At 38.3% G+C, this 21,676-nt stretch carries 22 protein-coding genes; 5 read left to right on the forward strand and 17 right to left on the reverse strand.

Annotated features, from left to right (window positions below):
- Positions 1-3 precede the first annotated feature (3 nt).
- A complete protein-coding gene (locus ACIQAA_RS01190; protein ID WP_402613876.1) occupies positions 4-2,280 on the reverse strand; it encodes a DEAD/DEAH box helicase in 2,277 nt (758 codons plus the stop codon).
- Between the two features lie 120 nt (positions 2,281-2,400).
- Here ACIQAA_RS01190 and ACIQAA_RS01195 point away from each other — a divergent pair, with 120 nt between their 5' ends.
- Complete coding sequence (locus ACIQAA_RS01195; RefSeq protein WP_402613879.1) at positions 2,401-3,099, forward strand: Crp/Fnr family transcriptional regulator; 699 nt, start codon at positions 2,401-2,403, stop codon at positions 3,097-3,099.
- 54 nt (positions 3,100-3,153) lie between these two features.
- Here ACIQAA_RS01195 and hcp read toward each other — a convergent pair whose 3' ends face one another.
- Complete coding sequence (gene hcp, locus ACIQAA_RS01200) at positions 3,154-4,437, reverse strand: hydroxylamine reductase (RefSeq protein WP_402613882.1); 1,284 nt, start codon at positions 4,435-4,437, stop codon at positions 3,154-3,156.
- Positions 4,438-4,626: 189 nt separating this feature from the next.
- On the opposite strand from hcp, the gene ACIQAA_RS01205 reads away from it, so the two are divergent.
- Complete coding sequence (locus ACIQAA_RS01205) at positions 4,627-5,109, forward strand: Hsp20/alpha crystallin family protein (RefSeq protein WP_402613885.1); 483 nt, start codon at positions 4,627-4,629, stop codon at positions 5,107-5,109.
- 83 nt (positions 5,110-5,192) lie between these two features.
- On the opposite strand, the gene ACIQAA_RS01210 is transcribed toward ACIQAA_RS01205, so the two are convergent.
- On the reverse strand, positions 5,193-5,756 hold the full coding sequence (locus ACIQAA_RS01210; protein ID WP_402613887.1) for a YppG family protein: 564 nt from the start codon (positions 5,754-5,756) through the stop codon (positions 5,193-5,195).
- A gap of 185 nt (positions 5,757-5,941) precedes the next feature.
- Here ACIQAA_RS01210 and yppF point away from each other — a divergent pair, with 185 nt between their 5' ends.
- Positions 5,942-6,151 carry a YppF family protein gene (gene yppF, locus ACIQAA_RS01215; protein WP_402613890.1) on the forward strand — a complete coding sequence of 70 codons (210 nt, stop codon included), beginning with the start codon at positions 5,942-5,944 and terminating at the stop codon, positions 6,149-6,151.
- Positions 6,152-6,207: 56 nt separating this feature from the next.
- Here the strand turns inward: yppF and ACIQAA_RS01220 are convergent, their stop codons facing one another.
- The 3 genes from ACIQAA_RS01220 to ACIQAA_RS01230 all read right to left on the reverse strand — a co-directional run bounded on the left by ACIQAA_RS01220 (position 6,208) and on the right by ACIQAA_RS01230 (position 8,237).
- Entirely contained in the window at positions 6,208-6,564 is a 357-nt protein-coding gene (locus ACIQAA_RS01220; protein WP_402613893.1) for a DUF1798 family protein, read from the reverse strand.
- A gap of 67 nt (positions 6,565-6,631) precedes the next feature.
- Positions 6,632-6,928, reverse strand: a complete 297-nt coding sequence (locus ACIQAA_RS01225; RefSeq protein WP_402613895.1) for a hypothetical protein — start codon at positions 6,926-6,928, stop codon at positions 6,632-6,634.
- A gap of 334 nt (positions 6,929-7,262) precedes the next feature.
- Positions 7,263-8,237, reverse strand: coding sequence for a DUF2515 family protein (locus ACIQAA_RS01230; protein WP_402613898.1), 975 nt, complete (start codon positions 8,235-8,237; stop codon positions 7,263-7,265).
- Positions 8,238-8,528: 291 nt separating this feature from the next.
- On the opposite strand from ACIQAA_RS01230, the gene recU reads away from it, so the two are divergent.
- Complete coding sequence (gene recU, locus ACIQAA_RS01235; protein ID WP_402613900.1) at positions 8,529-9,140, forward strand: Holliday junction resolvase RecU; 612 nt, start codon at positions 8,529-8,531, stop codon at positions 9,138-9,140.
- A gap of 42 nt (positions 9,141-9,182) precedes the next feature.
- Positions 9,183-11,744: a PBP1A family penicillin-binding protein gene (locus tag ACIQAA_RS01240; RefSeq protein ID WP_402613903.1), complete on the forward strand. Its 2,562-nt coding sequence runs from the start codon at positions 9,183-9,185 to the stop codon at positions 11,742-11,744.
- Positions 11,745-11,766: 22 nt separating this feature from the next.
- On the opposite strand, the gene ACIQAA_RS01245 is transcribed toward ACIQAA_RS01240, so the two are convergent.
- The 11 genes from ACIQAA_RS01245 to panB all read right to left on the reverse strand — a co-directional run bounded on the left by ACIQAA_RS01245 (position 11,767) and on the right by panB (position 21,650).
- Positions 11,767-12,171: a YpoC family protein gene (locus ACIQAA_RS01245; protein WP_402613906.1), complete on the reverse strand. Its 405-nt coding sequence runs from the start codon at positions 12,169-12,171 to the stop codon at positions 11,767-11,769.
- Entirely contained in the window at positions 12,164-12,826 is a 663-nt protein-coding gene (gene nth, locus ACIQAA_RS01250; protein WP_402613909.1) for an endonuclease III, read from the reverse strand. Before nth ends, ACIQAA_RS01245 begins: the two co-directional genes overlap by 8 nt.
- Before the next feature lie 81 nt (positions 12,827-12,907).
- Positions 12,908-13,612 carry a DnaD domain-containing protein gene (locus tag ACIQAA_RS01255; RefSeq protein ID WP_402613912.1) on the reverse strand — a complete coding sequence of 235 codons (705 nt, stop codon included), beginning with the start codon at positions 13,610-13,612 and terminating at the stop codon, positions 12,908-12,910.
- 126 nt (positions 13,613-13,738) lie between these two features.
- Positions 13,739-14,932 carry a pyridoxal phosphate-dependent aminotransferase gene (locus ACIQAA_RS01260; protein ID WP_402613913.1) on the reverse strand — a complete coding sequence of 398 codons (1,194 nt, stop codon included), beginning with the start codon at positions 14,930-14,932 and terminating at the stop codon, positions 13,739-13,741.
- Positions 14,933-14,958: 26 nt separating this feature from the next.
- Positions 14,959-15,432 carry a cell wall elongation regulator TseB-like domain-containing protein gene (locus tag ACIQAA_RS01265; protein WP_402613916.1) on the reverse strand — a complete coding sequence of 158 codons (474 nt, stop codon included), beginning with the start codon at positions 15,430-15,432 and terminating at the stop codon, positions 14,959-14,961.
- Between the two features lie 86 nt (positions 15,433-15,518).
- Positions 15,519-15,689, reverse strand: a complete 171-nt coding sequence (locus ACIQAA_RS01270) for a YpmA family protein (protein ID WP_402613919.1) — start codon at positions 15,687-15,689, stop codon at positions 15,519-15,521.
- 34 nt (positions 15,690-15,723) lie between these two features.
- Positions 15,724-16,578, reverse strand: coding sequence for a ComEC/Rec2 family competence protein (locus ACIQAA_RS01275; protein ID WP_402613922.1), 855 nt, complete (start codon positions 16,576-16,578; stop codon positions 15,724-15,726).
- A 47-nt stretch (positions 16,579-16,625) separates the two neighbouring features.
- Complete coding sequence (gene dinG / locus ACIQAA_RS01280) at positions 16,626-19,436, reverse strand: ATP-dependent DNA helicase DinG (RefSeq protein ID WP_402613925.1); 2,811 nt, start codon at positions 19,434-19,436, stop codon at positions 16,626-16,628.
- 128 nt (positions 19,437-19,564) lie between these two features.
- Complete coding sequence (gene panD, locus ACIQAA_RS01285; RefSeq protein ID WP_402613928.1) at positions 19,565-19,948, reverse strand: aspartate 1-decarboxylase; 384 nt, start codon at positions 19,946-19,948, stop codon at positions 19,565-19,567.
- Positions 19,948-20,817 (reverse strand): pantoate--beta-alanine ligase, encoded by an 870-nt coding sequence (panC, locus tag ACIQAA_RS01290; RefSeq protein ID WP_402613931.1) that lies wholly within the window; start codon positions 20,815-20,817, stop codon positions 19,948-19,950. The genes panD and panC overlap by 1 nt, the downstream gene beginning before the upstream one ends.
- Positions 20,814-21,650: a 3-methyl-2-oxobutanoate hydroxymethyltransferase gene (gene panB / locus ACIQAA_RS01295; RefSeq protein WP_402613934.1), complete on the reverse strand. Its 837-nt coding sequence runs from the start codon at positions 21,648-21,650 to the stop codon at positions 20,814-20,816. Before panB ends, panC begins: the two co-directional genes overlap by 4 nt.
- Positions 21,651-21,676: the final 26 nt, after the last annotated feature.

Genomic DNA, 21,676 nt, shown 5'->3' on the forward strand with positions numbered 1-21,676 from the left:
GTTTTAATTGGAAGGGTTTAAAAAAGCTTCGATTATTTTTAATGTATCCCTTTTTGCGGTCTCACCTGCTGCGTCGGTTCCAATACATGATGGACACCCCGTTTGACATTTACAGTTATCAATCATTTTTTTCGTTTCCGCAAATACCGCTGACATTCCGGAATGAATTTTCTCGCTTAAACCAATGCCGCCAGGATAACGGTCATAGAAGAAGATAGTCGGTTTTTCGTTATGATCCGCTTTAACTTGTGGAATCACATGGATATCTTGTGGATCTGCCATGACAAACAATGGTGCAATATGATTTAAGGCATGTGCCGTTCCAACAAGCCCCTGCTCTAATCTCTCCTGTCCCATTTCTGCGAACGACTTATTTAACGAAATCCATGCTGCACTCGTGTGGAGCTCCTCTTCAGGGAGATGGATTGGTCCAGAACCGATATTTTCATGTGTCTCGAATTTGATTTTTTTAAAGATGGTCGCCATTGCCCGGACGCTTACATCTCCATAGCCAACCTCTGCATACTCCAACTGATTCAGCTTGTCCTCTTCCAATACCTTCAGTTGAACGGCTAAATTGGCATCTGTGAAATAATCAACATCCACTTCCCTGACAAATGCCTTTTTTTCTTCCCAATCCAGCTTTTCCACCTGAAATTGGGTTCCTTGATGGAGATAAATGGCTTCATCATGAAGCAGTGTCATAGCTGAAAAGCGGTCCATTTCACCGATTACTCTTGCATTTGCGACATCTGACTGGTCCACAATAATAACATTTTCCTGGGATGCAGAGCGCAAACTAATATTATGTGCAGGGAAAGAATCATTCATCCAATACCATTTATCTCCGTTCTGGTACAGAATCCGCTCCTCAGTCAGATATTCTAGCAAATCCTCTGTTCCAACGTTTCCAAACTGCTCACCAGCTTTAAAAGGCAGTTCGAAAGCCGCACATTTCATATGATCAATTAAAATAATCAGGTTATCAGGATTAATCCTTGCTGTCTCTGGACTTTTATTAAAAAAGTATTCAGGGTTCTGGATAATGTATTGATCGAGCGGACTAGAACTCGCAACCATAATAACAAGCGCTTCCCCATGCCTTCTTCCTGCTCTCCCTGCCTGCTGCCATGCGCTGGATATCGTTCCAGGATACCCAGTCATAATACATACCTGCAGCTGGCCAATATCCACTCCCAACTCGAGTGCATTGGTACTGACTACTCCATAAATATCTCCGGAACGCAGGCCTTTTTCAATTTTTCTTCGTTCAGTTGGCAAATACCCTCCTCGATACCCCATGATTGATTTAGGACCTAATTGATTTTTAACCAACTCTTGCAGATAGGTTAAAATGATCTCTACTCGAACTCTGCTTCTGGCAAAGACAATAGTTTGAATTTTATTTTTTAACAATTCACCTGCGATCTTCCGAACCTCAAGTGTTGCACTTCTTCTTATATTTAAGGGCTTATTAACGATTGGCGGATTATAAAAAAGAAAGTGTTTGTTTCCACTTGGAGCACCATTATTATCAATCAGGACCATCTTCTCTTCTGTGAGGTTTTCAGCAAGCTCAAGCGGGTTGGCTATCGTGGCAGAAGTACAAATAAATACCGGGTTGCTTCCATAGTAACGACAGATTCTTTTTAGTCTGCGAATTACATTGGCCACATGGCTTCCAAAGACTCCTCGATACGTATGAAGCTCATCAATCACGACAAATTTGAGATTTTCAAAGAGTGAAACCCATTTTGTATGATGAGGCAGGATGGCCGAATGGAGCATATCTGGATTGGTTATGACAACATGTCCAGCTTTCCGGACCTTTTGACGAATGTTTGCTGGCGTATCGCCGTCATAGGTGTAACTATTAATATCAATTCCCGCCGCCTGAATGATTTCATTTATTTCACTCTTCTGGTCCTGTGCCAGCGCTTTTGTAGGAAACATATAAAGTGCCCTTGCGTTCGGGTTCGATAAAATACTTTGTAAAACGGGCAGGTTATAGCAAAGTGTTTTTCCAGAAGCAGTAGGCGTAACGGCTACTATACTATTACCGGCCATAATACTTTTGTATGCGGTTTTTTGGTGTGTATACAGCTTTTCAACTCCCTTACTAGTCAGTGAATCTCTTAATGCCGTATGAAGGTTATCTGGAAGAGACACCGTTTGGGCTTCTTTGGCCTCAAGTGTTTTCCAGGTAACAATATTTTCTTTAAAACTATCATTTATTTTTAAATCGGCAAGAATTTCTTGCAGATTTTTTTTCAATTTCATGGGATCACCTCGTTACCACCATTATAGCGAATAAACGTTCGCAAAAAAAGCTTATTAATTATTATTTATGTGTCTGTTACAATAGTATAAGGTATTTTATTTCGTCTGTGGAGGTATAGCATGAGAATTGAAGATATTAAGAAAGTGCTTTCGGAGTTCATGCTTTTTAAGGAATTAGATGACTACGAATTAACGAAGATTGCTAACATTTCCATTGCAAGGGAATGGAAAAAGCAAAGTCATGTTTTTCTTCAAGGTGACCCTTTAGAAAATGTTTACTTCATTTATGATGGCAAAATCAAAATATACAAAAGTGATATTCACGGAAAAGAACAAATTGTCGCGATTATGAAAAAGGGCGAAATGTTTCCCCACGTCGGCTTCTTTAGAAAAGGCAGTTACCCTGCATACGCTGAAGTTCTTGAACCATCAACACTGATTGCAGTGCCTATTTCAAAATTCGAAGGTGTTCTCATTGAGTATCCTGAACTAAGTATTAAAGTATTTAAAGTACTAGGTGAAAAAATCGTCGATTTGCAAAACCGGCTCGAAGAACAAATTCTTAATAATACATATGAGCAAATAATCAAACTCCTCATCCGTCTTGGGCAAAAGCATGGAAAGGAATTAGAGGATGGAACGATTCTGCTTAAGTCTGAGTTTACCAATCGTGACTTGGCCAGTATGATCGGGACTACCCGCGAAACCATCAGCAGAACGCTGACAAAAATGAAAAAGGACGAACTAATCGAAGTAGATGATAATGGAAATATGCTCCTGGATATAGATGTCCTGCTTTTAGAAATTAACTTAATTTAAATAACCGCAGCGTTTAAATAGCTGCGGTTTTTCTATTGATTAAGCTTTTGATAACTAAAGCATATCCGCTATGTCTTCTTGTGCGGTACCAATTAATTTTAAGTTAAAAGTTTCCTGGAGAACCTGCAGGACACCTTCTGAGATAAATACAGGCGGCTTTGGTCCGATACGAATATCCTGTATTCCTAAGCTAAATAGTCCTAAAAGAATCGCCACAGCTTTTTGCTCGAACCAGGATAATACGATACTAACAGGAAGTTCATTCATTTCGCATCCAATTGCATCAGCCAATGCCATCGCAATCTTTACGGTAGATCCTGAGTTGTTACACTGCCCTAAATCGATATAACGAGGAATATTAGTTCCAGGAACCACACCATAATCAACATCGTTAAAACGGAACTTACCGCATGAGGTTGTCAAAATAACGGTTTCCTGCGGAAGAGAAGTTGCCAACTCACGATAATATTCTCCTCCTTTACCAGGCGCATCACAGCCCGCAATGACAAAGAACCGTTTAATTTTACCAGCCTTTACTGCTTCTATAACTTCTGGTGCTAAGCCAAGAACGGTTTCATGATGGAAACCTGTAAGCAAGGTTTCGTCTGAATGTATATCTGCTTCCGGAAGCTCAAGAGCTCTCTCGATTAGTGGTGAAAAATCATCATTGGTGATCTTTTGTACATTTTCAAGACCGGCCACTTTATAGCTGAACATTCTATCTGCGTATGTACCTTTGATTGGCATTACACAGTTGGTGGTTGCCAAAATGGCACCAGGAAACTTTTCAAAAAGACGTCGTTGGTCATACCATGCCTTTCCAATATTACCCTTTAAATGAGGATATTTCTTTAAAGCTGGGTACCCATGTGCTGGGAGCATTTCGGAATGTGTATAAATATTAATGCCTTTTCCTTCAGTCTGCTTTAGTAATTCCTCGAGTGCAAACAGGTTATGACCCGAAACCACAATCGATTTTCCTTCAATTTTGTTTTGGCTTACACGAATTGGCTCGGGAATGCCAAGACGCTTTGTATGGGCTTCATCAAGCATTTCCATCACACGGACAGTTGCCTGCCCCACCTTCATTGCCATTTCGATATGTTCTTGAACATTGAAATTAGAATTCGTTAATGTCATATAAAGAGCTTCTTGGGTAGTTGTATCAACAAATGAATCCGTATATCCTAGTTGATTAGCATGTGTCCGATAAGCCGCAATTCCTTTTAATCCGTAGATTATGGTATCCTGCAAGCTTGAAATGGTTTCATCTTTCCCACAAACACCCACGACTGTACAGCCTCCAACAGGAGTTTGTTCACACTGATTACAGAACATTTTGTTCCCTCACTTTCTCGTAAATTACTTTCTCATGATATAAATAATAGAAAATTTTTCATGTGACATTTATCACTAAAAATAAAGTTGTAATAAAAGGTTCATAATTTATCGCAAACGTATGATGCTGCACACACACCAGCCTAACGCATATGATATGGTGAGAAAATACGGAAAGTGAGGGAAAGTATGATGTCATCCATGCCTCCAAGTGACAATAATAACAATAAGAAGTATAAACCTGAGCAGTTTCGTGATTTTTTTAGAACGATGAATGACTTTATTCATGAAAAACCCGTGAAGGGATTTCTACAATCTATTGATGAATTTTTTAATAGTCCGTTTCCAAGTGGAGCTTTTCCTGTTGAGGTTCAGGAAACAGAGGACGAATATATTATTACTGCAGAGCTCCCAGGGGTTAAAAAGGAACAAATACGTCTCAATATCTTACCAAATCATGTGAGTATTTCCGTCGAAAATAAAGAAATGGAATCAAAGGAAGACCTAAACAATCACTTTTTCCAAAAAAGGGTTTCACAACAAAGACTCTCGCGGACCATCCCCTTACCTATGACCATTAATGAAAAATTGGTTAAGGCTTCCTATCGGGATGGATTACTAACCATTCGAATTCCACAAGTTAGAGGCAAAACAATAAATATAGAGGACTAAAGAGCGATACGAAAAAATCAAACAATAAATTTTTCGACAAATACCCAAAAAGAAAGACGGCTTTTGGCCGTCTTTCTACTGTTTTATGCTTTAAATATTCCTCCTAACCCTTTTACGAGTGAGGATACTTGGGTTACTGCACTGACTACCTGCCCCGCTGTATTCACCATCTTATTCACGTCGACTGTCCCGTCTTGTGATTTAAAAGAATTCATTAAAGATTGAATTCCCCCCGGCTGTTTTATCATTGCATTTGGTTTTGGATATGGGTTCATTACACTGTATCCGTTCATTTGCTGCATATACTGATTTGGCGGTATTTGCTCCTTAGGCTGCAGAGGATTTTGAAATAAAAATTGTGCATCTTTAGGAGGATAATGCCCCGTTGTATTGGGCATTTGCGTAAGCTTTCCACCAGACTGATAGCTCGAATCAAACGGTTGATATGACGGTTGATAGTTCTGCTGAAAGTAAGGGTTCTGTTGTTGATATGGATACCATTCCATGCTTTGTACTGCTTGGTACTGATATGGCTGATTACGAGGAACTGGTTGAAAATTGGGTGGATAATAACCTGGGTTCCTGTAATTCATTTGCCCCGAGTATCCATGATTTATATAATAGTTTGATCTATTTCTACCGTACATGGGCAAACATCTCCTCCGCATTTTCATTACTACACACTATGTAACAATGAAGAAAGGGGTGCATATTTTCAACAAGTTTTCAATGTCAAAATGCAGAGAAATTTGTCTAAAGTTTAAATATTTTAAAAACTAGGAATCCTTTTTTTTCATGTTACTATAAAAAAAAGATGAAGGAGGAATTACATATGGACATTCGCTCACTTAAAAGCAAATTTAATCAAAGTCGGGATTACAGCACTGATGATGTAAACGCATTAATGGATTTTGCTAAAAAGGCTTATATTCATAACGAGATTAATATTAAAGAATATTTCCTGCTTGTACGTGAGCTTGAAGCTCAGGGCGCCGTGATTCCTGACGATTATAAGAAAGACTCCCTCATCGAAAATTCATAATAAATAAAATTACAGCTAGACAAGCCTTATTAGAGATGCATTCCCTGCATCTCTTTTTATTTTTCTAATTCTTTCACGATTTCTAAGAGAAAATATTCAACCGTCCGATTAGCATTTAGAAATCTAGAACGGCTTGTTTTCGGGAAAAATGCCTGTATAGATAACTGATCAATATGGTCTAAAGTGGTATCGATTTGTTTAAGATGGAGATGTTTTTGCGGATTTTTTACTAACCAGTTTTTCATCAAAGTACCCCATTCTTGGGCAGCTTTCTTAACCTCGTCGGCAAATGGCTTAATCACTTCATGAAAATCATGGCTCGTCCCTTTCTCCCGGGCTTCCTCGTAATAATTCATAAATAAATGGTTATAGTTTAACAGCTTTTTGGTTAAATCCAGTATCTCTTCTGACATCGAGTATTATTCCTTTCGAATACAAAAAATAAAAAGCAGCTTTTTATAAAGCTACTCAATTTTGATCTTATTCATATTCTATCGGTAACCAAAAGCCCATTTCAAGTTTTAGTGCTTTTGTAACTGAATTGTTTTGTTCTGCATTTGTTTCATTTGATGCTGGATTTATTTTATCTAGTTCTTCTTCAAGCTTAGAGAGTCTTTGTACAGGTGCCGTTAATTTATTTAGCTCCTCATTATTCATTTGAATGCGAAGGTCCGAGAAAGATGCTTCCAGCACAATCTCCAATTCTTCTAATTGATCATGTATCTCTGTCAGCATAGAAAGCAGCTTTTCCTTTTCCGGCAATGACGAATTCATCAAATTAAGAACCTCCTCGCGATTATATATTAGGTACTATTCGCTTTCTTTTAAAGGCTTCCTCCCCCTCTGACAAAACTAGAAGAGATTCGCCAAAGAAAGTGCCAATTTGGCATTTATTCCCTTCCTATTCGACACTGCCTCATTTTCGCATGAAAAAATGAAAAATCGAACAAGCTAAAATTGGAGGTGTTGATAAATGTCCAAAAAGAAACAAAACAAAAAATCTGGTGCAGCGCAAGTAGAAAATAAAGTTGGCTATGGTGATAAAAAGCTCGAAGGACCAAATCGTCCGGCGGAATAAGGAGTATAAAAAGCAAGGCTCTCGCCTTGCTTTTTATATTTTCTTTAGGTGTGAAGCCTTATGCAGCGCCAGCATTAAATCCAGCTGATTTGATTTCTCAAAGTACCAGTCTGTTAAGTGAATAGGATGGCGATGTCTTGCGGGAAAATGCAGCCATGCAGGGGAGATTACCTTTTTTTTGCTCCAATCCTCGTAGTCATAATGATTGTGCTCAATGATTGGAAAGGCTGCTCGTAGTATCGGTGTTTTACGATTGGTTTTTGTCTTAAAATATTGCTCGTAATCATAACGCGACCCAGTATGCGGTGTTTTATCGGCAAACTCGAAAAAAAACGGAAATAGACGAGGGTGGGTCAAAATTCTTGCCAGCCTCCTTCCGAGATTTATTCGTTTTGAAAGTGACTTAAAGCCATTTACACTTGCACCATATAATTCTCCCCCACATGTCGGAAATAGGACACAGCTAAAATGCAGCCAATCTTGAATATTAAAGATCCAAGTTTTAAAAACCCTCTCCTTGAATACGGGATGCTGGATGACTGGTGAATGAATAACATTTTGCTCATTAATTATCAATGCGGTGGTAAGCCGTTCCCGATCTCCTTCTCTCCAGTACTTCTCCCACTCTTTTTGGATGAATTCAGAACATTTGAAATACGGAAGCAAATGAAACATGGGACGCTTAATTTTCGTCGAATATTGATAGACCAGTAATTGGGGGTATACGTCGTGGAAAATCAACCAATTGGCTCGCTCAAAAGTAAGAAATAAATCTTTTTTTGTTTTAGGCTCTAATATTTCTCGAAAGACATGCCCCTCCAAATCACACATATTCCATCCGCCATTCCTTGATACCATGCTGGCAAGGAATGACCATATAATGTCGGAATTTTTTTTGAAATAAGCAAAATAGGCGTCCGTCCTTGATATATTATCAAGATTCTTGTTATCCGTTTCAGCTTTAATTTGACTGATGGTCTCAATCTCATGTATTGTAAGATGATTCATATTCACCTTCTACTTTCAAATAGGTAGTTTTTGAGAATCGATGATTTATGAAGGCTGTATTCGTAAAGATTGTTGTTAAAATCTTAAAGCCGATTTTACCGCGGAAATAGTTATTTTGCCCTTTTGAATTTTGTTTGCTGGCTCAAAGAGCCTTTTATGAAAAAAGAATCATGCTTTTTCTCGAGAGTCAAGGTACATTATTTTTATTAGCGTGTGTTTACCAGATAATTTTATACACCCCATAACAACGGAGATTTGATATGATAAGTAATAGCTTGAGAGGTGCTTATCATGAATTTTAATTATCCAAACGGAAAAAGGTATATTCCAAAAGGAACTGAAACAGAATCCAAAGTAAAGAAACAAAGTAATCACTCCTATAGTAATAGAGGAATGACCCTTGAAGAAGATTTGAACGAAACGAATGAATATTACCGAGAGAGAAAAATTGCCGTCATTCATAAAAAACCTACACCTGTTCAAATTGTTCAAGTGGATTATCCCAAAAGAAGTGCTGCTGTTATTAAAGAAGCATATTTCAAACAAGCATCGACCACTGATTATAACGGGGTATACAAAGGTAAATACATCGATTTTGAGGCAAAAGAAACGGCAAATTCAACATCGTTTCCATTGAAAAATTTCCATCAGCATCAAATTGATCATATGCAGGAAGTGGTTTCGCAAGGTGGTATCTGTTTTGTTATTCTCCGGTTTTCAAAGCAGGAGCAAGTATATTTACTGCAAGCCAAACACATGTTGTCCTTTTGGGATAGAATGAAAAATGGGGGAAGAAAATCCATTACAAAGGAAGAAATCGAGCAAATAGGAATATTAATTCCTCTTGGATTTCAACCCAGAATTGACTATATTAAAATAATAGATACACTTTTTCATTTTTAGATTATTGAAAATGGCTGAAGTATGAAAGGAAGGAAATTTATCATGGCAGAATCGAGAGAGGAGCGCCGTAAAAAACTACAGCAGTCCAAAGGTAAACAAAAGGCGAAGAAAAAACCCAGCGGGATGGTTAAAAAGATTTTTCTAGTCCTTGTTGCCCTTGGAATTATTGGTATTTTGGCAGGCGTTGGAACTTTTGCTTATTTAGTAAAGGATACTCCTAAACTTGATCCGAAATTATTAAAAGACCCCATCTCCTCTAAAGTTTTAGATAAAGATGGCGGGCTGATTGCAGAAGTTGGTTCAGAAAACCGTGAATATGTAAACTATAAGGATATACCAAAACTTCTTGAAGATGCTGTTTTAGCAGTAGAGGATGTTCGATTTTATAAACATCATGGTTTAGACCCTATCCGCTTGGCTGGAGCTGTTGTAGCCAATTTCCGTGAAGGATTTGGTTCTGAAGGGGCCAGTACCATTACACAGCAGGTTATCAAGAATTCATTTTTAACTCCTGAAAAAACCTTAAAGCGAAAGGTACAGGAAGCATGGATGGCCTATCAGCTTGAACAAAAATATACAAAACACCAAATCTTTGAAATGTATGTGAATAAAGTTTATGTATCTGAAGGGAGTCATGGACTGGCGACCGCGGCAAAAATATACTATGGGAAACCATTAAATGAACTTACCCTTCCAGAAGCTGCACAGCTCGCTGGGATGCCTCAAAGTCCAAATAATTACAACCCTTTTGATCATCCCGATTTAGCAGAAAAAAGACGTAATATTGTATTAATGTTAATGGAACAGCATGGCTATATTACCAAAGAACAAATGGAAGAAGCAAAAAGTGTTCCGGTGACTGCTACATTAGTTAAAGAAGAGGAACGAGATAGAGACGAAAAACCGTATGATTCATTTGTCGATGCTGTAATCGATGAAGTGGAAGATCAAGGAGACTTCGATATCTTTTCCGATGGATTAACCATTCATACCACACTCGATAAAAACGCACAATTGTATGTCAACACCATTCTTAATACGGATGAAGTCATAAAATATCCCGATGCAGAGTTTCAAGCAGGGATCGCTCTCATAGACACAAAAACGGGTGAAATCCGTGCGATTGGTGGCGGGCGAAACCAAGAGGTAAGCCGCGGATTTAACTATGCAATTGATACACAGCGGCAGCCTGGTTCAACCATAAAACCAGTACTTGATTATGCTCCAGCAATTGAATACCTAAATTGGGGTACTTATCAAACAATTGATGATAAACCGATAAAGTATTCTACTGGTCAAGAGTTTGGTAACTGGGATGACAAATATATGGGACCAATTTCTATGCGGACTGCCTTACAATACTCTAGAAATACACCTGCGGTTCAAGCGCTTCAGCAGGTTGGTTTAGAAAAGGCTAAGGAGTTTGCTATCAACTTAGGAATACCGTTAAAGGAAATTTATGAATCTTATGCCATCGGCGGCTTTGGCGGAAAAACGGTAGGAGTTTCCCCTCTCCAAATGGCCGGAGCTTATAGTGCTTTTGGAAATAATGGAATGTATACGAAACCTTATGCCGTCAAGAAAATCGAACTTCGAGATGGTACAGTCCTTGACACTGCACCAGAATCAAAACTGGTCATGAAGGATTCTACGGCTTTCATGATTACAGATATGTTAAAGAGTGTTCTTGTTTCTCCAGGTACTGGTACGACAGCAAAAGTTCCAGGGCTTCCAATTGCAGGAAAAACAGGTACGACTAATTATACGGAAGCTGATATGAAAAAATGGAATATAACGAGCAGCAAGGTTGTTCCTGATGCATGGTTTGCAGGATATACAACGAACTACACTGCAGCGGTTTGGACGGGTTATTCTAGTATTAAAACGCCTATTCAAGCAGGTGCAGATCAAAAAATCGCCCAATTAATCTTTAAGAATCTCATGGAATATGTATCAAAGGACATCAAGACACCTGACTTCCCTGTTCCAGACAGCGTGCAAAAGGTTAGAATTGAAAAAGGTTCTAAACCGCCAGCATTAGCAAGTGAATTTACTCCGGATAGTGAGGTTATTACAGAATATGCCGTGAAAGGTCATGCACCAAAAACGGTATCAGAGAAATACAACAAGATTGCCGCTCCGAGCAATCCAAAAGCAACCTATGATGCAGAAAAAAATGTTGTGACCCTAACATGGGATTACAACAATCCAGAAAATGCTAATGTTCAATTTGAACTTACAGTTACTGATGGTGCTGCACCAAAAACATCAACTATTTCAGAAAGAGTTGTTACACTTCAGAATCCAACACCAGGTACAACGTATAGCATTACAATCACAGCCATTATAGACGGGAAAAGAAGTGACCCTGCTTCAACTTCAGTTGAAATACCACTGCCTCAACAGAATGAAGAAGATGAAGGTAATGGCAACAACGGAAATGGTAATGGTAATGGCGAAGGTAATGGAGACGGTGGCGGTGACGGTGACGGTGACGGTGATGGTGATGGTAATGAACCCGGAACCACGGAAACTGGAAACGGTAATGGCAATGGTAATGGTAATGGTAATGGTAATGGCACCAGCAGCCCAGGTGGAGGTTAATACTCCGATAACAAAAAAGCGTCTAGCCCTTTTGGCTTAGACGCTTTTTTACGATATTTTTCTTAGCAAGCAGTTTTTCCTGCTCCGTAAACAACTCAGAAAGCTGGCGGTAAGAATGAAATAAGTTAGGCCTTGAAAGTATATAGGTTATTCTTTCTTCGAGATTAAACGGTTTTATTTCTAATAGATTAAATGGAATCGGTTCTTTTGACTGAACTTGTCTATCATTTGACCAATATAAAAATTGAATAAAATACCCGATTCCTTTCTTCATTAACTGTAGTGTGGATTTTTGATCACGATTACGATAAAGAGTTTCAAGTTCAGATCTTATTCCATCCCATTTAGCTAATAAGAGTGAAATATTCTCTTCCGAAGCTTCTATATCTATTTTCTCTAGATAAGGGATAATTAGCTGGTTATCCATTGACTGCTTCCCTCTCCTTCATTCTCTTTTTACCTTCCCTGCACAGCTCTAATAAAGGACAGCTAGGGCACTGTGGGTTTTGCGCTTTACAATGATAGCGGCCAAAGAAAATTAATCGATGATGAGTAACAGACCACTCGTCCTTGGGTACTTTCTTCATTAATGTTTTTTCAACTTCTAATACAGAATCCTTCCATCGGCATATTCCTAGGCGTTTACTTACTCGCTCAACATGCGTATCCACGGCGATAGCTGGAATATTAAATGCCACCGATACAACCACATTTGCCGTTTTTCTGCCAACACCTGCAAGTTTCGTTAATTCATCACGATCACGCGGTACTTCGCCGTCGTATTCATCCAAAAGTAATCTGCACAAACTTTGGATATTCTTCGCTTTGTTTCTGTAGAGTCCAATAGAGCGAATATCATTTTGCAATTCCTCTAATGGTACACGTAAGTAATCCTCTGGTGTTTTATATTTTTTAAATAAATCCTTGGTCACCTTATTGACGAGAACATCCGTACATTGAGCGGACAATGCCACAGCAATGACCAGTTCAAAAGGATTTGAATGTACTAGTTCACAATGTGCATCAGGAAACATTTCGTCCATTTTATCTAGACAAAAACGTATTTGTGTATTGTTTAACAAAAAAAGTCACCTGCCATGAGTAATAATATATTAAATATAAATGGAAACAAACGAGAGGAATTTTCCTCTCGTTCAGTATGTTTATTGCTCGAGCCAATTGTAAAAAGGCACAGAAGTAGTTGTAGAGGCTTGAGTATCTTGAGCCGGTCTATTTGGTGTTTGCTTTTGGCGAAACTTTCGTCCATGATTTTTAGCCTGTTCAATCGTTTTTATGCCATTCTTTTTCCATTCAAAAAGAATCCTGTCAATATACCGGAAATTTAACTTTCCTGACATGACCGATTCTCTTAGTGCTGCCTTTATGATAATGGGATCATGGTGGTCATCATCCATCCACATAGCTAACGATTCACATTCAAATGGGGATAGAGGACGGCCAAATTCCTTCTCAAAACACGTGTAAAGATCGCTTTCGTCTGCTTGCTTGGTAACCTCTTTTGACTGTTTATTTTTCATTAAAAATTGTTCTACAAGTCGTTCCCATAAAGGTTGAACAGAGTATTTCTCAAACCTGATACCTTCTGATGAGTATTCATCTATGATTTCAATAAACCCTTTTTGGATTAATCTACGCAGAATTTCATTGCATTCCGAAACGGTAATCGTCATTCGAGAGGATAGCTCTTCTGGGGTAGGGAAGTCATTTCCCTTTTCAATAAAGGTAATAATATTTAATAAAAGAACAAGTTCATATTCATTAAGATTCATATTTCGGTACTCAGAAAATAATACAGCAGGAACCGTTATATTACCTTCCTGAAGCCATGATAATATATTTGTTTTCATCTTTACGACACCTCTTGATTAGTATAACACGAACTATCTCTCTGAGTAAGAGGAATGGAGTAACCATATTTTATAAGAAAAGTAAAAAGCCTGCAGATGCAGACTTTTTTTGGTCATCCAATATTTTTAATCTTGACGTTTTGATTCGACAAAATCCTTTATTCTTGCTACAGCTTTTTCTAGCAGATCTAAAGAGGTTGCATAGGATAGACGGATATTATCTGGTGTGCCGAACCCGGAGCCTGGAATTACAGCTACCTTAGCCTCCACTAACAACGCTTCAACAAAAGCATCGACATTCGGATATCCTGTTATTTCAGCTGCTTCCTTTACATTTGGATATAAGTAAAAAGCTCCTTGCGGCTTTACACATGTGAAACCAGGTATCGAAACTAATTGATTATAAATGACTTCTAATCGATGTTCAAATGCCTGCCGCATTTCTTCTACTGGCTCCTGAGGGCCATTATAGGCTGCAATAGAGGCATACTGTGCAGTTGTCGTCGGATTAGAGGTACTATGACTCGCGAGATTTGTCATCGCCTCAATGATCTCCCTATTGCCGGCTGCATAGCCAATACGCCAGCCTGTCATAGAGTGTGATTTCGAAACTCCATTAATAACAATGGTCTGCTCCTTTAGTTCTGGTGATAGCTGCGCAATCGATACATGTTTATTTTCACCATATATAAGCTTTTCATAAATCTCATCTGAAACAATTAATATATTTTTTTCGAGGCATAATTTACCTAATTCCTGCAGTTCCTCCGCTGTATAAATAACACCAGTAGGATTACTTGGCGAGTTGATAATAACTGCTCTCGTTCTTTCAGAGATGACCGAACCTAATTGTTCAGGTGTAATCTTAAACTCTTGTGACTCTAATCCATCTACGTATACAGGAACGCCGCCCGCTAATTTAACTTGTTCAGGGTAGCTTACCCAATAAGGCGTCGGAATAATAACCTCATCACCTTCATTTAAGAGCACTTGAAAAAGCGTATATAAAACATGTTTCGCACCGTTTCCTACGATGATTTCATTTAGTTTATAGGAAAGACCTTGGTCTCGTTCAAATTTTTCGATGATGGCTTTCTTTAATGCCGGTAAGCCTGCTGAAGGAGTGTACTTTGTATGCCCTTCATTCATAGACCTCGTTGCAGCATCTAAAATATGCTGTGGAGTGTTATAATCGGGCTCACCTGCACCTAAACCAATGACATCCACCCCTTGATCCTTTAACTCTTTCGCCTTTGCTGTAATCGCTAATGTGGTTGACGGTGTTAATGCTAGTACCCTGTTTGCTAATTTAACTGCCATTTCCTTTTCCTCCTGCTCGAATAAAGCTATAAATTTTCAATTTTTTTTAGCCATTCGCCTGTTTTAAAATCAACATAATAATAATTTATTAAATTATTTTCAGAACGGTAATATATTTCCCATAATGGGATATTATTTTCCATTCCTAATTTAACTGAAATAATCTTTTTTGGACTTTTCTCTTCCAATAGTCTCTGTACAGCATCTTCTTTTGAGATTCCATTTTTCCGTTTATCCCAAATTACTTTCTTGCTCTTCTCAGGAATCCATACGATGATATTTTCACCTTTTTTATTTTTCCCCTCGAGAACACTTACGGTTTCTGTTCCGTGATAGATATGGAAATCCTCCACCTCACTAAACTCGACCTTTTCGTTAGCCAATGATACAGCTTTTTCTTGTGCTGTATTTAGAGGCTCCTGGGCATTTGCATATACTTTTACAAAAATCCCTACACAAATTACAATTAATAAAACTAAAAATAAGATTATTTTTTTCATTGTACTCCACTTCTTCCAGCTATGGCTCCTAACTTTTCGGTCGTTTCAATCCGTCAAAGTTGGACAGTCGCCTCCGCTTTACATCTTTATGTACGATAAATCGTAAAAATAGCTTTACTTTGATCTTCTTTGTCTAGTGCCAAGCCGAACATTAGGTCCTGTTGTTTTAATGTTCGGTTAAGGGCATCAACAATTTTGTATAAGTCCGGACTAAGCTGAAGCTTTACAGTCGAGAGGACTTCTATTTTTGACTCCATAGTATTCCTCCTTTATCTCTCTAAAGCAATAATATCAGCTATAGTCTTCCTTTTCTACAGGAAAGGTGAATACTTCATAGTTATTTTCAGTAAATTTTATTGTAATCGTCCCATGCTTTTTGGTAAAAAAGACTTCTGACCATGTATCCTGCAAATCATAAATAATATCAGGGTCAGGCTGGTGCTGCTCTGACTCAAACAAAATCGATATTTGCGGATTAACATATTGAATCAATTTCTCAGATAACGAATCTTCCTTAGCCCAATTAGGTACTTTGAAAATTGTAACGTCATCAAGTGGTTTCTTTAATAAATTTTCTTCCACACGATCACTAGAGGAAGTCATTAAAAAAATGCGGTGCTTAAAAAACTGCAGCGTAAAATCGATTCCTTCATTTTCGCCTTTTCCTGCAGATAATACTTCTGCCGATAAATCAGGGATCAGGTCTTGGATTGTACCCTCGTTCCATGGAATCACTTCTACTTCGGAAAAGGATGCAGTCATATTTTTTAGTTCGTTTGTTATCTCAGGAGTTGAAATCAATTTCTTTACATTATATTTTGGTATGATTTGAGTAAGTTGGTCAACAAAAAGATTTTGACGGCTGGTAATGATTAATGTTGAAACTTCTTTTACACGGTATGTTTTGAGAATCTCACTTAAGTCCTCACTTGTTTCTTCTCCACCCGTATTTACCAAGATATTTTCTCCATTAGAGCCTTGAATGAGGGTAGCTTCACCGTCACCTAATCCCAAAAACGTAACAGCAATCTCATGATCCTTCAAATTTAAATCGATTTTTTCAACATTACCATATTCAAAAGAAGAGGCACTTCCAATCGAAGTTAACTGAAAAAAGATTGCTGCTGCAAGTAATAACATTTTCATACACATACCTCCCATATTATTAGGATGTGTAATTTTTCCAAATTTCATTATAACCATTTGTAAATTATTTCAACCAATTCATCGATATTACCCTTCTTCATCGGTACATTTGGAATAGATTTTAGAAAGGCCTTACCATATTTCGTAGTAGTAATCCTTTTATCAAAAACCATCATAATTCCACGGTCTTTTTCCGTACGGATTAGACGTCCAAAGCCCTGTTTAAATCTGAGAATTGCTTCAGGTAATGAATACTCCGTAAAGGCATTTCCACCCTGCTGTTTGATTACTTGACACTTGGCTTCTGTCAGTGGTTCGTCAGGCGGACTGAAGGGCAATCTGACAATCACCAAACAGGATAAATCCTCCCCTGGGATATCTACCCCTTCCCAAAAGCTGCTTGTCCCCAGCAAAATGGCTTTATCATACCTTTGAAAATTCCTTGTGAGTCTCGATCGGCTGCCGCTTGTAATCCCTTGAGCAATCATCGCAAAGTCATTGAGGAATCCACTTTCTTTAATAAGCTCATAGGTTTTCTTTAACATTTCATGAGCCGTAAAGAGAATCAACATTCTTCCTTTTGTTGCCTCAGCAATGGTAATGATATGCTCGGAAATGGCAATCACGTAGTCCTCTAGACTTGTTGCATTTACTTCTGGCAAATCCTCAGGAATTAACAGCTGAACCTGATTTTTATAATCAAAAGGAGACGGTATGGCCAATGTCAAAGTATTGTCTTTGACAAGCCCAATTTCATTTATCACATAATCAAATGAATGATTAACAGTCAGGGTGGCTGAAGTTAAGACAACTCCCTTTTTAATGTTAAAGAACCTTTCTCTTAGCGAAGCCGATACAAACGCCGGCTGGGCATAGAAGGTCGTTACATTCTGTTGTGAACGGAAGTCTATTTCTATCCACTTAACATCATTGGACTTTTTAATAAAGCAATCTTGAACGGTCATTCTCAGCTCTTCTAGTTCATTTCTAAAGGATATAATTTCCTCTAATTTTCCTTTTTGCTTACTTGTTAGTGATCCCTTACTTTTCCTTATCAGCTCTAAACGCTGAGTTATTGCTGTTTGCAGATCTTTCAAAAGAAAGGAAAATCGCTCGGCGCTATGGACTAGCGCATTTCTTCCTTTGCCGCCATCGTTATGTGAAAAACGCACCTTCGCACGGTTTAAGCCTTTTCTTTCTGCAGAATTGGATTTTGCATAAAGGGCAGTCAGCTTAAAAAACTCGTCCATTTCGTACGAAAGATCCGCGGCAAGTTGATTTATTTTTCCGGTCTCAGCTGCCTCATCCCTAGCAGTTTTTAAAGAATCCAGGATGATTTCGAGCTCATAAAATAGCAGGCGCTGCTCATATTGTCCAAATTGGCTTAAAAGCAAACGCGTAGTTAAGTAGTCTAAAGAGCGGCCAAAATATTGACTGGCCACCTTCTCAAAATGATGACCTTCATCAATAACAGCATAATCAAAGTCAGGTAATATGGATGTATCAGCTGATAGATTACTTAATAGCAGTGAATGATTGGTGATGATGATGTCCGCATTCTGTGCTTCGTTTTTTGCCCGTAAATAAAAATCTTTCTCCTGCCAAAGTTTATTCATCGAAAAGATGGTTTGTTCATTTTTAATTTTATTCCAAAAAATATTGCCGCCGCTTGATAGATTTAATTCATCTCGATCACCGGTATTGGTTTCCGTCAGCCAGACAAGAATTTGCATTTTGGTTAACGTGGTATCATAATTGTCATTTTCCTCTAACAAGGACAGAACGAATTTCTCTAAGCTAATATAATGATTTCTCCCTTTTAACAAAACGCACTTTGTTTCGAAAGGAAGAATCTTTGCTAATACAGGAATTTCGTTATAAATGATTTGCTCTTGAAGCTGAATGGTATGGGTACTCACTACAATTGGCTGCTTAGTTTGTTTTGCGAAATAAGCAGCTGGAAGCAGGTAACCTAGAGATTTTCCAACACCAGTTCCTGCCTCAATGAGAGTATGCTTCCCAGAATGGAAAGCATGGTAAACCCCATCCATCATTTGAAATTGACCTGTTCTCTTTTCAAAATTGGTAAAAGCATTTTTAACCATATTCACTTTTTCGTCTTCGCCGGCTGGATACAGGCAATCCTCCTGATACTGCCTGGCAGCTGAAGTTATAATACTCTGAGTTTTTTTCAAAGCAAGCGTATTGTTGCATATCTCAATCGATTCGTTCCAGCTGACATTTGCCAGGTCTATTTCTAAAATAATTTCATCTATCAATTGCTGTAAATCACTTTTTAGGCCTCCTGAAAGCTGCGATAGCTGACGGAGCGTCAATTCCGGTAATTGAGATAAACGATTTACCAAAATAAGAAATAGCTCTGCCGTAACTTGGGCATCACTGTCAGCCTGGTGAGGGCGATCATGCTGCAGGTCCTCTCTAACTGCAAGGTCTGATAACTTATAGCCATCGGCAGTAGGAAATATGATTCTCGCCATTTCAACGGTATCTAAGACTGATCCATAGAAGCCGTCAAATCCTGCTTGAATTAATTCTTCCTGTAAAAAGGACAAGTCAAATAAAACATTATGCGCAACGAAATAGGCACCTTCTAATAACGAGTTAACCTTTGGGGCTATTTCCATAAATAATGGAGCGTCTTTTACCATGTTATCCTCTAAGCCTGTTAATTCTTCAATAAAAGCTGGGATTGGCCTTTTGGGATTGACTAAAGATGAGAAGCTTTCTGTGATTTTCCCGTCTTCAATGACCACAGCAGCAAATTGGATTATTTTGTCCCCTTTTTTAGGGTTATTTCCTGTAGTTTCTAAATCGACTACAACAAATTTATTGTTCATTCTATATAACACCTCAAACCTTCATTAAAACGGTATCACAAAAAAGCTAAAAGAAAAAGAAAACCTTACGATATAGTATATAAAATTATCACAAAAAAAGAAAAAATCCCCGGTTAACGGGGATTACCTTACATAATCGTTAAGGCTGGTTCAGCATATATTAGTTCTTTTATTCTATTTTGTTCATCCATAATCGCAACTTTAGGCTGATGGCTTTGGACTTTTTCTTCAGCTACCAAGCAATAGGAGATAATAATAACAATATCACCTTTTTGCACAAGCCTAGCAGCTGCACCATTTAAACAAATAACTCCGCTCCCTCTTTCGCCTGGGATGATATACGTTTCAAGTCGTGCACCATTATTGTTATTAACAATTTGAACCTTTTCATTTGCGACCATACCAACAGCATCGAGTAAATCTTCATCTATCGTAATACTTCCAACATAATTAAGATTAGCTTCTGTTACCGTTGCACGGTGGATTTTTCCATTCATCATATGCCGAAACATTATTTTACTCCTCCAATTTCCTGGCCCACTTCTAGGATGATATTATCAATTAACCGAACCTTTGAAAATTTAACCGCAATCGCAATGATACAGGTACCATCTATATTTTCTAATGTTTTTAACTGAGGATAAGAATAGATCTCTACATAATCAATTTCTCCATTGGTTTCTGAACAAATCATGTTTGAGATTAAATTCTTTATCGTTCGAGGGTTCCGTTCCCCTCCCTCAATCGTTTCTTTAGCGGCGGCTAAGCTTTTAAATAAAACGGCAGCTTGACGTCTCTCGTTAGGCAATAAATTAACGTTTCGAGAGCTTTTCGCAAGACCATCTTCTTCACGGACAATATCTACAGGAATTAACTCAATCGGAAAATTAAAATCCGTTATTAACCCCTCAATAACAGCAACTTGCTGGGCGTCCTTCTTACCAAAATAAGCCCTTGTTGGCAGCACAATATTAAAAAGCTTTGTTAAAACAGCAGCCACACCATCAAAATGGCCAGGTCTAGATTTCCCACATAAAACATCTGTACGTTCCTGAACGATTATTCTAACGGATGAAGAATGCGGATACATTTCTTCTACTGAAGGATAAAAAAGGAAGTCAACTCCTTCACATTCAGCTAATGATTGATCTCTATCAAAATCTCGAGGGTAGGTTGAAAAATCCTCAGTCGGCCCAAATTGCAGTGGATTGACAAAAATACTCAAAACAACAATATCATTTTCTTCTCTCGCTCTTTTTAATAGAGTTAAATGACCCTCATGTAAAAATCCCATAGTCGGCACAAACCCGATTGATTTTGATTGGGCCTTCAGATTTATTATTTCAGTTTGCATGTCTTTTATCGTGGTAATGACTCTCATTTTATTCCTCCGTAAAGGCCGCTGAGCTCTCTTTCTTTCATCGTAAAGGAGTGCTTATCTTCAGGAAACTGCTCCGACTTTACTTCTTTTACATAGGCTTGTATGGATTCAATAATGAATGGATTTAGGGAGTAATATTGCTTTACAAACTTAGGCACTCTCTCCACACCATAACCTAAAATATCATGATAGACGAGTACCTGTCCGTCTACATCAACCCCTGCACCAATACCGATAATAGGAATGGTTACATTCTTAGCTACTTCTTCAGCAAGCTGCTTTGGTACACATTCTAGTACAATAGCGAATGCCCCCGCTTCCTCACATTTTTTTGCGTCTTGCATCAATTTCATTGCACCTTTAGCATCTTTTCCTTGAACTTTATAACCGCCTAATACGCCAACAGACTGCGGGGTTAATCCAAGATGGCCGCAAACCGGAATACCAGCCTTTGTAAGAGCTGCAATCTGGTCAATTACTTCATCCGCTCCCTCTAGCTTTACAGCGTGAGCACCTGTCTCTTGAATTAATCTGCCGGCGTTCAGTAAAGTATCCCGAACGGATAAATGATAGGTTAAGAAAGGCATATCAACGACAATAAACGTGTCTTTAGCTCCTCGTTTAACTGCTTTCGTATGATGAATCATGTCTTCCATCGTCACTGGAACTGTAGAGTCGTATCCAAGTACCACCATACCGAGAGAGTCTCCAACTAAAATTACATCCACTCCTGCTTGCTCTGCCTGCTTAGCAGACGGGTAATCATAAGCAGTAAGCATGACGATTTTTTCCTTGCTTTCTTTCATTTTCAAGAAATCTGTACTTTGCTTCATCAACATTCCCTCCTTTTCAGTAGGAA

It is taken from the genome of Neobacillus sp. NPDC093182 (assembly GCF_044754045.1).